This is a genomic window from Desulfosporosinus sp. (assembly GCF_014237355.1).
Lineage (GTDB): Bacteria > Bacillota > Desulfitobacteriia > Desulfitobacteriales > Desulfitobacteriaceae > Desulfosporosinus.
On record NZ_JABZFS010000015.1, the window covers coordinates 99260 to 113175 of the forward strand.

Annotated in this window: 13 protein-coding genes; all 13 read left to right on the forward strand. The window is 43.0% G+C overall.

The annotated features are described in order from the left end of the window. Nucleotides 1-48 precede the first annotated feature (48 nt). The 13 genes from recO (at nucleotide 49) to HGJ98_RS03975 (ending at nucleotide 13859) form a co-directional block, all read left to right on the forward strand. On the forward strand, nucleotides 49-834 hold the full coding sequence (recO, locus tag HGJ98_RS03915) for a DNA repair protein RecO (RefSeq protein WP_291349739.1): 786 nt from the start codon (nucleotides 49-51) through the stop codon (nucleotides 832-834). Continuing rightward, nucleotides 827-1261, forward strand: a complete 435-nt coding sequence (locus HGJ98_RS03920) for a DUF4342 domain-containing protein (RefSeq protein WP_291349740.1) — start codon at nucleotides 827-829, stop codon at nucleotides 1259-1261. The genes recO and HGJ98_RS03920 overlap by 8 nt, the downstream gene beginning before the upstream one ends. Nucleotides 1262-1319: 58 nt before the next feature. Further along, on the forward strand, nucleotides 1320-1880 hold the full coding sequence (locus tag HGJ98_RS03925) for an NUDIX hydrolase (protein ID WP_291349741.1): 561 nt from the start codon (nucleotides 1320-1322) through the stop codon (nucleotides 1878-1880). Nucleotides 1881-2322: 442 nt separating this feature from the next. Next, nucleotides 2323-3549, forward strand: a complete 1227-nt coding sequence (gene pduL / locus HGJ98_RS03930) for a phosphate propanoyltransferase (RefSeq protein WP_291349742.1) — start codon at nucleotides 2323-2325, stop codon at nucleotides 3547-3549. A 535-nt stretch (nucleotides 3550-4084) separates the two neighbouring features. Beyond that, nucleotides 4085-4975 carry a glycine--tRNA ligase subunit alpha gene (gene glyQ / locus HGJ98_RS03935; protein WP_291349743.1) on the forward strand — a complete coding sequence of 297 codons (891 nt, stop codon included), beginning with the start codon at nucleotides 4085-4087 and terminating at the stop codon, nucleotides 4973-4975. 1 nt (nucleotide 4976) lies between these two features. Further along, entirely contained in the window at nucleotides 4977-7052 is a 2076-nt protein-coding gene (gene glyS, locus HGJ98_RS03940; protein WP_291349744.1) for a glycine--tRNA ligase subunit beta, read from the forward strand. Between the two features lie 79 nt (nucleotides 7053-7131). Beyond that, entirely contained in the window at nucleotides 7132-7272 is a 141-nt protein-coding gene (locus HGJ98_RS03945) for a hypothetical protein (protein ID WP_291349745.1), read from the forward strand. 156 nt (nucleotides 7273-7428) lie between these two features. Continuing rightward, nucleotides 7429-8067 carry a helix-turn-helix transcriptional regulator gene (locus HGJ98_RS03950; protein WP_291349746.1) on the forward strand — a complete coding sequence of 213 codons (639 nt, stop codon included), beginning with the start codon at nucleotides 7429-7431 and terminating at the stop codon, nucleotides 8065-8067. Between the two features lie 148 nt (nucleotides 8068-8215). Next, the gene (locus HGJ98_RS03955) at nucleotides 8216-9034 is read left to right on the forward strand and encodes a pyruvate, water dikinase regulatory protein (RefSeq protein WP_291349755.1); all 819 of its coding nucleotides are present in this window, start codon (nucleotides 8216-8218) and stop codon (nucleotides 9032-9034) included. After that, nucleotides 9027-11675 (forward strand): pyruvate, phosphate dikinase, encoded by a 2649-nt coding sequence (gene ppdK / locus HGJ98_RS03960; protein WP_291349747.1) that lies wholly within the window; start codon nucleotides 9027-9029, stop codon nucleotides 11673-11675. The genes HGJ98_RS03955 and ppdK overlap by 8 nt, the downstream gene beginning before the upstream one ends. 255 nt (nucleotides 11676-11930) lie before the next feature. Next, on the forward strand, nucleotides 11931-12482 hold the full coding sequence (locus HGJ98_RS03965; protein ID WP_291349748.1) for a hypothetical protein: 552 nt from the start codon (nucleotides 11931-11933) through the stop codon (nucleotides 12480-12482). A gap of 54 nt (nucleotides 12483-12536) precedes the next feature. Then, entirely contained in the window at nucleotides 12537-13139 is a 603-nt protein-coding gene (locus HGJ98_RS03970) for a rhomboid family intramembrane serine protease (protein WP_291349749.1), read from the forward strand. 501 nt (nucleotides 13140-13640) lie between these two features. After that, nucleotides 13641-13859 (forward strand): helix-turn-helix transcriptional regulator, encoded by a 219-nt coding sequence (locus HGJ98_RS03975; protein ID WP_291349750.1) that lies wholly within the window; start codon nucleotides 13641-13643, stop codon nucleotides 13857-13859. The last annotated feature ends 57 nt before the right edge of the window (nucleotides 13860-13916 follow it).

Genomic DNA, 13916 nt, shown 5'->3' on the forward strand with positions numbered 1-13916 from the left:
ATGCATACTAAGAGCATAGAATACAAAGAATAGAGAGGGTGAGTGGGCGTGGCCGTTTATCATGCGGACGCGTTGGTGATCCGCAGCAGGCAATTTGGTGAGTCGGATCGGGTGCTCACTCTTTTTTCCCGTGAGTTAGGCAAGCTTCAAGCAGTGGCCAAGGGGGTGCGCAAACCGAAGAGTCGTCAGAGGGCGGGGGCTCAGTTATTTACCTATGGAGATTTTCTGATACATCGGGGGAAATCTCTCGATACTGTGAGTCAATGCAGTCCTAAGGAAAGCTTTCCTTATCTATGGAGGGATTTGGATCGGTCTTTTTCGGCTACGGGGATGGCTGAGCTGTTAGACGTTTCGACGTTTTCTGAACAGCCTAACAAAGAGCTATTTACTCTTACCTTGACCTGTTTATTTCTGCTGGAACAATTTGACCCGTTTCTCATACTTAGTGCTTACGCTTTGCGGTTAATGGAGATTTTGGGTTATCGTCCGCTTCTTGGGGAGTGTGCAGAGTGCGGGGGGAACGTTAAGGGGGAGCGTTTGTTTTTTAGTGTAGAGGCGGGTGGTACCTTATGTGGGAACTGTCGCGAGAGTTGTTCTGGGAGATGGGTTCGGGCAGGTAGTATTGCATTTATGCGTCAACTCATTCGTCACGATATCAAGAAGCTAGATCGGTTGCGTTGGAGTGCTTGGATGCAGGAAGAGATTCTGGAGATATTAAGGATTTACCTGGAACATAAATTTGAGCGACCGCTGAAATCCTGGAGAATGGGGAGTTTAACGAGGGATGGATCGGGGCGAAATTTTGATGGGAAGGAAGGGAAAGGTAATGAATGAACCTTGGACGGAATTGGAAAAGATTGATATCTTGCGTGAACGTATGGGGATTGGATATGAAGAGGCGCGTACAGCTTTGAATTTGGCTCAGGGTGACGTATTAAAGGCTTTAGACGATCTAGAGAGAGTGCGGAATGGGTTAGGACAAGACTGGGATTTTGAGGAGCAAAGTCAAGGAATTTTGGATAGTATAAAATCTACCATGTCAAATATCAGTCACTCCACAATCAGTCTCAAACGGCATGATAATACGATTATCAGTCTTTCAGCTCCCTTAGGGTTAGCTCTCGCATACACAGTATGGAGGAGGCCTGGCTTGAGATTGCTGGCCCTTGTAGGTGCTGTAGGGGCTGCAATGAACCACTTTGAGTTAGAAGTTGCTTCTAACCAGGTGTATCCTTACGATCGGGAAACGGGTGAATTTTAGTATCTGCCATGGCTGGTAATACACCAAGATGCGTATTCATAGGAGAAAGAGAGAAGTTATGCATTTTAAAGATTCGATCAAGAGATATGTTCCGTACAATGAGCAAGAGGATAAGGATAAAGCGGTCTTTTTTACTTGCCTCGGAATGTTTGAGGATGTTTTGACGAGGAATAATGTCATCGCCCATCTTACAAGTTCCGCATTTGTCGTTAATAGAACACGGAATAAAGTGCTTGTTGTCTATCATAATATTTATGATTCTTGGTCATGGACTGGTGGGCATGCTGACGGTGAAGAGGATTTATTAGCCGTCGCTATTAAAGAATTGAGGGAGGAGACTGGAGTTAATAATATTCGTTTGGTTACTCCAGAAATTTTCTCTTTGGACATACTTCCGGTGTTAGGACATATAAGAAGAGGAGAATACGTGTCACCTCATCTTCATTTATCCGTTGCCTTTTTGATTGAGGCTGATGAAAATGATCGTTTAACTGTCAAAGAAGACGAGAATAGCGGCGTCCAGTGGATTCCATTAAGTGAGATAAATAGTTATAGTAATGAACCTCATATGCATAAGGTTTATGACAAATTTGTTTCTAAAATAAAAGAATTATTTTAGTTAAGGAACAATTACTTTCATTAAACATAACCTAAAACCATGCATAAAATAACTTAAAGGTGAATATGTTTTCTAATGTCTCTTTAAGTAGGATGGAAACAAAGTCCAACTAGTAAAAATGTGCCTCTAACCCAGTGAAATAGGGATGGGGGCGTTTTTTAAACACTAAAAATACTTGAGTATATATGGAACTAATACACCTAACTAAAGTTTAAGATTGAGACCTAGTGGGGATATAAAATGCAAAGAGGAAACTATGATTTGTATAAATTAGTAAATGACCCCCACAAAATTGATTAAATTATCAAAATATTTACGAATGTTTGTCAATTTATAAATAATATTGCCAGAAATTTCAGGGAAAGGATTACATATTATACTCATTTACTATAAAATAGTAGTTACCTTAGTCTATAACTTGAATGTTAGGAGGAACTATAGAATGGAAATGAGTGATCCTAAAAAAGTAGACTTTAAGCGTGAAGCCAAATGGCTTGTTATGGTGGGTGTTTCTAGGGCCCATGTCCATCTTACGCGAGAACATATGGAAATATTGTTTGGACAGGGTAGTGAGCTTACAGTGTTACGGGATTTAGGGCAAGCTGGACAATTTGCCGCTAAAGAAACCGTCAATGTCGTGGGACCAAAGGGCGTATTACAAAAAGTTAGGATTATTGGACCAACACGCTCTGAAACTCAAGTGGAATTGTCGCGTACAGAAACATATCCGTTGGGAATTGATGCTCCTTTGAGAGATTCTGGAGATCTAAAGGGTACTCCGGGAGCGGTGCTTATTGGACCTAAAGGAGTCGTCGTACTCGATCATGGATGTATTATTGCTAAAGCCCATGTACATATGCTATCGAAGACCGCAAAACGATTGGACCTTTCTGAGTCGGATAAGGTTAGTATTTTACTCAAAGGGGAAAAAATCGTTTCCTATCATGACGTTACAGTTCGGTTAGTGGACGATGGGATTACTGAATTTCATATTGACACTGATGAGGCGAATGCTGCCTTTGCTGACACGGGAGACATGGCCATGATCATACATAAGGAGATAATCATTCGGGATGACTGTGGCAATGTCCTAGAAATAGATACTGATAATATCAAATTTGTTGAAGGGAAGGAGCCCAACGGATACTATACTCAAGAAGGAATCAAACTCATGGGCTCAGTCTTTGAATACCCTGAATCTGTTCAAGGAGAAATCCGAGAAAAGCTGCTAAACCCACAGGCTATTGCGCCCAACAAGTTTTACCTGCTGACGGCACAAGAAAACGAAAAGGTCTTTGGAATCGCCTGCTTTTACTGGATGCCAAACGTTCGAATGGGTTATCTGGAACATCTCGGGATTACGCCTGAATATAAGGCTCGAGGTATTGGAGGCTTTTTATTCCATAGGGTTCGGACGTTCCTTGAGAAGAAACATCCTGAGATCGAAGGAATACTCCTTGAGGTTAGGAAAAATATGGAACACCTTGATGATCGGAAACCATTTTTCTTAGACCTAGGCGCTATTCCTGTTGACACGGATTTTTATTCTGCGAAAAAAACCAAGGGGGGCGAAGAATTTTCGCTCATGTTTAAGCCTGAGACCTCAAATGCTAGACTTGATTCGTCGACAATGGAAGCGGCATGGCAAACCCTTAACGATATTTTATAGGCACTTTTTCTCCGTTCCATTTGACACGATTTATTCCTCAGCATATAATGATTAAAATTAATACCTTATGATGTGATGATGAGAATGAAGTCTGCGTATTTTCTCTGTTAGCGAGTTCGGGTGGGTGGAAGCCGAATGGGAGAAGTGGATGGGGCAGCTCTGAGCATAGGAAACGAAGGGGGACCTTACGGGTCAAACAGGGTGGAACCGCGGGAACAAGCTCTCGTCCCTGTAGCATAAATATGCTACGGGGGTGAGGGCTTTTAATTTTGGGTCGTTGAAAGTAAGGGGAGATTGCACGTTCACACACGTTTCCGTTCACTGACTCGTTGGATGCTGAGGCTATTCCGCCAACCTATGGGTATTCTGCATGTGAACCTGGGCGGAATAATGCCTCAGCATCGGCACTCGTTTTATCGTGAACTCCCACTAAAGTGTTCACTTAGCAAGGTCCCCTTAATTTCTGGTCGGTGGGCTGGGATATGGGGAAAGTTAAATCTCAGTGTATTTAATGATTATATTAGGAGGGCTTACTATGAAGTTTCAAGATATTATCCTGTCTCTTAACCAGTTTTGGGGAGAGCAGGGGTGCATTATTGCACAGCCATATGATGTTGAAAAAGGGGCCGGCACGATGAATCCTGCAACCTTTCTGAGGGCTCTGGGGCCTGAGCCTTGGAATGTGGCCTATGTGGAGCCGTCTCGCAGACCTACTGATGGACGATATGGGGAAAATCCTAATAGATTACAGCATTATTTCCAATACCAAGTTATTCTTAAGCCCTCTCCGGACAATGTTCAGGAGCTATACTTGCAGAGTTTGGAGCGGTTAGGGATCAATCCGCGTGAACATGATATTCGATTTGTTGAAGATAATTGGGAATCTCCAACCTTAGGTGCCTGGGGTTTAGGCTGGGAAGTCTGGCTAGACGGCATGGAAGTAACTCAGTTTACGTACTTTCAACAGTGTGGGGGCATCGATTGCAAACCAGTTTGTGCAGAGATCACCTATGGGTTGGAGCGTCTGACGACGTATATTCAAAACAAGGATAATGTGTATGATATTGAATGGGTTGGTGATGTCACCTATGGTGATATTTATCTACAAAATGAAATTGACTACTCACATTACAACTTTGAAGTGGCGGATATTGAAGCCTTGCAAACTTGGTTTGATATGTATGAGCGTGAGGCTAAGCGGGTAGTTGAGAAGGGTTTGGTTCTTCCAGCCTATGACTATGTGCTTAAGTGTTCGCATACCTTTAATCTTCTTGATGCTCGCGGAGCAATCAGCGTAACAGAACGCACCAGTTATATTGCTCGGGTACGGGGGCTAGCTCGTCTTTGTGCTCAGGCTTATGTTGAACAGCGAGAAAAACTGGGTTTCCCTTTATTGAAGACTAATTCTGTGAAAGGGGTGGAGTAAGATGGCGAAGGACTTTTTACTTGAAATTGGAACCGAAGAAATCCCCGCTAAGTTCTCCCCAGGGGCGATGACCCAGTTAGAAGAACAGGCACGCAAACGCTTGGCTGAACTTCGTTTAACCTATAAGGACCTAAAGGTTTACGCGACTCCTCGCCGTCTGGCACTTTTGGTCAAGGAACTGGCAGAAACCCAAGAAGATTTGTCTATGGAAGTTAAAGGACCGGCCGTGAAAGCCGCCTATGATGCTAGTGGAGCGCCCACGAAAGCTGCTCAGGGTTTCGCCAGAGGACAAGGCGTTTCTGTAGAAAATCTGTTTGTGCAAGAAATTAATGGAGTTCCTTATGTATTTGCTCGAAAATCGGAAGTAGGGCTTGAGACTGAGGCACTTCTTCCTCAGCTTGCCATTGACATGATTAACTCGTTGCATTTTCCGAAGCCTATGCGCTGGGGCGAACTCGATTTTCGTTTTGCCCGCCCGATTCGTTGGATGGTCGCACTTTACGGCTCAGATGTCATTCCTTTTGAGTTCGTAGGTCTGAAGTCAGGGCGCTCCTCCCGAGGGCATCGGACATTGGCGGCAGAAGAGGTGCTGATCAGCCAACCCGCGGACTATCTAGAGGCTTTACGTCAAGCCTTTGTCATTATCGATCCTGAGGAGAGAAAGGCTGATATCTTAGCTCAATTAAAAGTCCTTGCGGAGAAGGTCGGAGGCGAGGTGCCTGCAGATGAAGAGCTTCTCGGTGAAGTTATACACCTTGTGGAATACCCGACAGCCTTATTAGGAGGAGTGGCTTCTCAATATATGCATTTACCAGAGGCTGTGATTACCACTCCGATGAGGGAGCATCAACGGTATTTTCCTGTTCGTTCTAAAGAGGGAAAGCTGCTACCATTTTTTGTAACCGTACGCAACGGGAGTGATTTCGCGTTAGATACGGTTAAGGCTGGTAATGAAAAGGTGTTGAAAGCTCGGCTAGAAGATGCTGCTTTCTATTATAGAGAAGATCAGAAAATTTCTTTAGCGGATTTAGTTCCTAAGCTTGGAAAGATTGTTTATCATGAGAAATTGGGCACCGTCGAGGAACGGGTCGAACGCCTGCGAGGCTTATCTCGTTTTATGGCTAAGCAGCAGGGGTTTGATGCGGCTCAACAAGAAGAGATTGACCGTACTGCGTATTTGGCCAAAGCGGATCTGGTTACCTTGATGGTTAGTGATTTCCCTGAGCTGCAAGGGATCATGGGTGCGGACTATGCCAAAGCCAGTGGAGAGAAGCCTGAAGTTTGCCAAGGCATACTTGAGCACTATCAACCTCGCTTCTCTGGGGATGCAACCCCTGCCTCTGATTCAGGGCGAGTGGTCAGCCTTGCGGATAAATTGGATGCCGTTGTGGGAGCCTTCAGCATTGGGATTCAACCTACAGGGTCACAAGATCCTTATGCCCTCAGACGACAGGCACAAGGAATTGTAGCTATTCTTTTAGATTCAGGGTGGGAGCTTTCCTTAACTGAACTTATTCGGGAGTCCTACAGCCTTTTGGAGAAGCAGGGAACTGCTCCTTTGCCGATGAAAGACATCTTGCCCTTATTACAGGATTTCTTCCAACAAAGAGTGCGTTTCGTACTTCAAGAGCAAGGACTCCGCTATGATACAGTCGATGCCGTTTTAGCTCTAGGGAGTGACAACATTAATCGTGTTGTGAAAAGAGCTCGAGTCCTTTCTGAAAAACGGGTTGAAGAGGCGTTTGTTCTTTATGCTCAGTCTTATACTCGTTGCTATAATCTAACTAAAAAAGAACCGAACCTTGAATTAAATCCAGCCCTTTTAGTTGATGCTACTGAGATCGCTTTAGCTGAGGGGATAAGTTCTCGCCGACAGCGTTTTGAGGAAATGATCGGGGCGGGGAATTATGAGGCGGCTTATGATCTAGCCTGGGAACTTGTCCCACAAATTGAAGCTCTCTTCCAAGCAGTCATGATTATGGTGGAAGATGAAGGCTTGAAAAGAGCACGTCTTGCCTTGCTCAGTCAATGTGTGAAGATGTTGGGTTGCTTAGGAGAGTTGAGTGTTTTAGCATAAACAAAGGTAAAATTCAGGGGTACCAAAGGGTACCCCTTTTTGGATATACAAGAAAATATAAGAGTTTAATGTCATTGCTATGAAAGCAACTCAAGCAATATGTCATCCTGAAGGAGGGACGACTGAAGGATCGATCCAACGCTTAGGCTCAGGATGGTGGAATCGCCTAGATCCTTCGCTATCACTTAGGATGACGCGGTTAACTGCTGTTATTGACTAAAACTCTGTTAAGAGTATGTTATTTTAATAAAATTTATTCGTTTTGTATGTAACACTATCTATCCAGCAAATAATATTATATGGTATAATCGATCGAATTGAACTTTATTAGTATGTCACATTAGGGAAAGAGCAAGAACATAAGAGGTGAAATTGGTTGGAATGGACGGAACGGCAACAGCGAATTGTGGAGATCGTCAAAGCTTCAGGTTCCATTACGGGTGAAAAGATTGCTTCAATGTTGAATTTGACGCGTGCTACTCTCCGCCCGGATTTAACCATTTTAACGATGTCCGGTGTCCTAGTGGCTAGACCGCGCGTTGGGTATTCTTATCGTGAAGATCTTGGGCCTTCTCCTATTATGGAACGCATGCTCCAGCTCCGTGTCTGCGCATTTAAGTCAATGCCTGTTACGGTATTGGAAAATGCTAGTATTTATGAAGCAGCGGTTGCCATGTTCACGCAAAATGTAGGGAGCTTGACGGTTGTTAGGGAAGATAGGGTTCTTTTAGGGATGATCTCTCGGAAAGATATTATGAAAGCCTCTATTGGGAAAATTGACTTACAACAAGTTCCGGTGGGTGTGATCATGACCCGGATGCCGAACATCTACATGGCAACTCTAGATGAACCTGTTCTAAGTGCTGCCAAAAAATTGGTACAACATCAGGTTGACAGTTTGCCGGTGGTAGAAGAGTATGTGGACGAGAACGGGAATGAATGTTATGAGGTCGTGGGCCGCTTCACGAAGACGAATGTTACTAAGCTCTTTGTGGAGATTGCGGAAACGGAGTAACAGTCCGGCCCAGAAACCATTGGAAGTCGAAGATCAGAAGCCCAATCGGAAGTCGATCAGAAGCTGGAGGCCCGAGCTAGAAGGCGAAGATCAGGCCGGAGGTCGGAAACAGAAGTCGAAGGGACTTCGAATAATTCGGAGGTGTGATGTGACGAGCCAATCTGTTATTTATGTCATTTCTGATGCACTCGGAGAGACGGCTGAGTTTGTAAGTCGGGCAGCGGCAGCACAATTCATTGGCGTAAAAACTCGGATTCGTCGAGTTCCCTATGTACGGGATCAGGCGCATTTAGAAGATATTATGGAAGAAGCCACGGCCGAACAAGCTATCTTGGTTTATACTCTTGTACTTAAGGACCTTAGAGAGTATTTGGAGAGAAAGGCTGAGGAGAAAGGGCTCAAAACCGTCGATATATTAGGTCCTCTTATTGGAGCCCTTGCTAGTCAAACGGGCATGGATCCTACCCATACGCCGAACATTATCCATCGTTTAGATGAACAGTATTTTCGGAAAGTCGAGGCCATCGAGTTTGCTGTTAAATATGATGACGGCAAAGATCCTCGCGGGGTTCTTTTTGCAGACGTCGTTTTGATTGGTGTGTCGCGAACCTCGAAAACGCCCCTTAGTATGTACTTAGCCCATAAAGGACTTAAAGCCGCAAATATTCCCTTAGTTCCAGAAGTTGATCCTCCAGACGAACTTTTTAGTATTTCATCGAAGAAAGTAATAGGGTTAACCTTACGTCCCGAATTGCTCAATCAAATCCGGACAGAGCGCTTAAAAACTCTTGGGTTGGGCGCAACAGCGGATTATGCCAACCTAGATCGTATTATGCGAGAGTTAGAGTATGCTCGGGGCATCATGAAACGTATTGGCTGCCCGATTATTGACGCCACTGGGAAAGCAGTTGAAGAAACCGCGAGTATCGTGTTAGAAATATTATTTAAGGGTGATAGAAATGAATAAGAAGTATGTTTACCTATTTCAAGAAGGTAAGGCTTCCATGCGCGATTTATTAGGGGGCAAGGGAGCAAATCTAGCGGAGATGACCCAAATAGGTCTGCCGGTGCCTCCGGGATTTACAATTACAACAGAAGCCTGCAATGAGTATTACAATAATGGCGAGATATTCCCAGAGGGAATTTGGGATCAAGTTTGGCCGGCCTTGGCTGAAGTAGAGGCGGCTTCAGGTAAACTCTTTGGGGATAAGAAAAACCCACTTCTTGTCTCGGTGAGGTCCGGAGCGAAGTTCTCAATGCCAGGCATGATGGACACCGTTCTTAATTTGGGACTAAATGATGAGACTGTAGAAGCCTTAGCAGCCAATACGCAAAACGAGCGTTTTGCTTGGGATTGTTATCGCCGATTTATTCAGATGTTTGGGGACGTAGTTCTAGAAGTAGAACATTATAATTTTGAACATATTTTAGAGAATGCTAAAGAGAAGCAGAAGGTTCACTATGACTCTGAACTTTCTGCTGAGAGCCTTAGATGGATGGTCAGTGAGTATAAGAAAAAAATTGAACGCAAAACTGGTAAACCCTTTCCTATGGATCCCAAAGATCAGTTAAAAGAGGCTGTTTTAGCTGTTTTCCGTTCGTGGAATAATGATCGAGCCAATGTTTATCGTAGGATTAATAATATTCCCCATGAAATTGGAACCGCTGTTAATGTTCAATCCATGGTTTTTGGAAACATGGGCTCAGATTCAGGAACGGGTGTGGCCTTTACACGTAACCCCTCGACTGGAGAGAGTGTGCTCTACGGCGAATATCTAATGAATGCCCAAGGGGAAGACGTGGTGGCTGGCATACGGACACCTAACCCCATTGCCACTTTGGCGCAGGAAAATTCAGAGATCTATCAACAGTTTGTGGATTTTTCTAAACGCTTAGAGGCTCATTATCGGGATATGCAGGATATAGAATTCACCATTGAGCGCGGCAAACTATATATGCTTCAGACACGTAATGGTAAGCGAACCGCTTCGGCAGCTATTCGTGTAGCTGTGGAACTATTCCATGAAGGCGTGATCACTAAAGAAGAAGCCGTTATGAGGATTGAACCGGATCAATTAGATCACCTATTACATCGTCGTATGGATACGGATGCCAAGCTGCATGTGCTTGCGAAAGGGCTTCCTGCCTCTCCTGGGGCGGCATCTGGCAGAATTGTGCTTAGCGCAGAAGAAGCGGAACGGTTAGGGAATCTTGGCGAGAAAGTCATTCTCGTTCGGACAGAAACCACACCCGACGATATTCGCGGTATTTTGGCTGCCCAAGGGATTTTGACCAGTCGCGGCGGTATGACGAGTCATGCAGCGGTCGTTTCCCGTCATATGGGTAAACCTGCTGTCTGTGGATGTGATGCCTTGAAGATTGACTATACCCAGGGCTTAGTCGCTATTGACGGGGTAGAGTACCCTCAAGGAACGATTATGTCCATCGATGGGGCAACTGGACGAGTCATCAAGGGAGAAGTATCCATGGTGGATCCAGAGCTGAGCGAAGGATTTAAAGAGTTTTTAGGTTGGGCAGACGAAATTTCTAGACTTAAAGTCATGGCGAATGCAGATAGTCCGACAGAAGCATCTAACGCTCGAGATTTTGGAGCAGTTGGAATTGGCTTGACTCGTACAGAGCATATGTTTATGGATCCTGAGCGGATTCCGATTGTGCAAGAAATGATTCTAGCCCAAACCTTGGAAGATCGAGAAGACGCCTTGGCAAAGCTCTTACCGATGCAGGAAGAAGACTTCTACGGTATTTTGAAAGCTATGCAGGGATACCCAGTGACCATTCGTTTGCTGGATCCACCCCTTCACGAGTTCCTGCCGCATTCTGAGGAGTTGGTCATTGAGATCACAAAACTCAGAATGAGCAATGATAATCCTGCGGCATTACAGGAAAAAGAAACCTTGCTGCGCAAGGTCCGGGCTTTATCTGAACTGAATCCCATGCTTGGCCATCGTGGTTGTCGTCTGGGGGTTTCCTTCCCGGAAATCACAGTTATGCAAGCCCGAGCAATTTTCCAAGCCAGTGCCCGGCTGATCAAAGAAGGGTATGACATTCATCCAGAAGTGATGATTCCGCTGATCATGGGTAAAGAGGAATTCTTAATGATGCGTAAGCTGGTTGATGATACGGCGGCTGAAGTTATGCAAGAACAAAATGTTCAAATTCACTACCAGGTTGGCACCATGATTGAGGTGCCCCGTGCCGCTCTTTTGGCGGATGAGATCGGGAAAGTAGCTGACTTCTTTTCCTTCGGGACGAACGATCTTACCCAAATGACCATGGGCTTATCTCGGGATGACGCACAAGGGAAGTTTCTCCCGACCTATCTGGATAAGAAATTGATAAAAACAGATCCCTTTGTCGTACTTGATCGGGATGGGGTAGGAAAGCTGATTAACATAGGGGTTAATCTAGGTCGGAGCACAAACCCCAATCTTGGGTTAGGGATCTGTGGCGAGCACGGTGGAGAACCTAATTCCGTAGAATTCTGCCACATCGTTGGACTTGATTATGTCTCTTGTTCTCCCTTCCGTGTACCAATAGCTCGCTTGGCAGCAGCCCAGGCGGCTGTGAGGAACAAGGGGCAATAAATAAGAAATAGCATTAAAGCCCTATACCCCAAAGTGTGAAAAATATATTTAAGAATAAAATGGGTATTGTCTCTAAGCAATCGTAGGAGACAATACCCTCTTTTAAAGCCATTCTATCTATTGAGGTACAAAAAGTAATCAGACCATAAACTCACAGAAAATAACAACCAGATCAGGGCTATTTTTGAACTTCTAAGCTAAATACAAGTATTATGCAAAAAGGATAAGTTATTTTTGTTTGTTGGAGGATTAATTATGAACTTAGAAGAACTACGCTTGAATTGTGCGATTAAACAAAAAAAAGGGCTGCATTTCATATTGGCATCAATTATAATTTGGTGTATTATACTGATTATTCATTCGACATCATTACCTAATTTGACAAAGAACTTATTTACATTTTGCTCCACAGCTCCACTAATGCCTTTAGCATTTTTAGTATCTAAAATAATTAAGGTTGATTTTCAAAATAAAGAAAATCCGTTAACCAATTTGGGAATTCTTTTTTCTGCAAACCAAATGCTATATTTACTTATTGCTATGTGGGTATATCCTACATTACCTGAAAAGATGCTAATGGTGATAGCAATGATTTTTGGAGCACATTTGTTACCATACGGTTGGCTATATAAATCTACATCCTACGTAGTGTTCGCTATTTTAATACCAATTTTATCGCTTATAATTGGTATAAGTTTTGAACCATATATGCTCGCAATTATGATGATAATAATAGAAATTTTATTCAGTATTTGTTTGATAGTTGAAAACAAAAATATCAATCTTAGAGCCGTTTTAAAGTCGTAAAACTGCCTAGATGTGCTTGGAATGGAAGTGTAGAAGATGAAAGGAGAGAGAAAAATGGCTCAAAATATAATTGCTAAAATACAGAAAAACTTATTTAGTAGTCCAGCAACCAACATATTAATTTCTTTAAATGTTTTGGTTTTTATAATTATTAATGTATTTCCTAACTCAAGTAAAATTTTGTTGCTGGATCCTCAAAACTTAACAGAAATACCTTGGACACTGATTTCAGTATTCTTTTCACATATAATTTTAATTCACCTTTTAGCTAATATAGGATTACTTTTTGTATTTGGTGTAGAACTTGAAAAGGTTGTAGATGCTAGAAATGTCTTTTTCATTTATGCCCTAACTGGATTTTTGGGAAGTATTACCATTGTACCATATGCTGATATTATACAGTGGACGGGACCAGTTGCTGGAGCATCAGCAGCTACTTTTGGTATTACCGCAGCATTTGCCGCTATTAGCCCGAATAAGATTGTACTAAAAGGTAAGGTAAAGCATTGGGTAATATCATTGTTTATTGTAAATATTATTGTAACTCTGTTAAATCCACAAGTATCTGTTGCTGCCCCTGCCCATGCTTTAGGAATAATATCAGGATTTATCAGTGGGTTATGGATTAAGGGAAGAATTCTACGAAGAAATGATTGATGGAATTTAAATATAGGTTTACCCCGGAGATAAATTTTGCTTAACAGTTAAAAAATAACAATATCTTTTGCGTAATTATATGGAACTATGTCCTAACAAACGTGGAGACTGTCTTGTATTCCAATCTCTTCAGCTTCAGCAACCCTGGAAGTGCAATCTGTATTGGAAATGACGGAGACGATCCTGTCGGTCCAGCTTTCAGGAGAAGTAAAAGCCGTAAATGTGTTGTTTTCTTTTTTAGTTCAGAGTTAGAAAAGATTACAAGCTGTCCTTCTAGTTTACTTAACCACTGGAATCATTGGTATCCTAAAAACTATACCAATTGCCCTTATCAGGGCAGGCAAAGGGACAGGGACTTGTCTGTATACTCAGTAGCTCCAGACAAGTCCCTTTCCTTTTGTCTGCATTTCTTTAATTAAGTGTAAAGGAAACTTGACAATTAGAGATGCAAGATGATACTCTCAAATGTAAAGGAAACTTGACGAAAGGAGATGGGGCAACTTGAACAATTTTGTTGAAAAATTAAGAAAGGATAGGGGCTTGAATCAGGAAGAATTTTCTAAGGCACTTAGAGTATCAAGGCAGACAGTCAGTGCTATAGAAAATGGTAAGTATAATCCTTCACTGGATTTGGCTTTTACAATATCCGAATTTTTTGGCCTAAGAATCGAGGAAATCTTCTTTCCGAATAGAGGAGGCGAGATAAATGAAGAAAAATAACTTGTATATTGGATTACTCTATATGGCGCTAGGAGCTTTGTGTTTGGCGTTTGCACT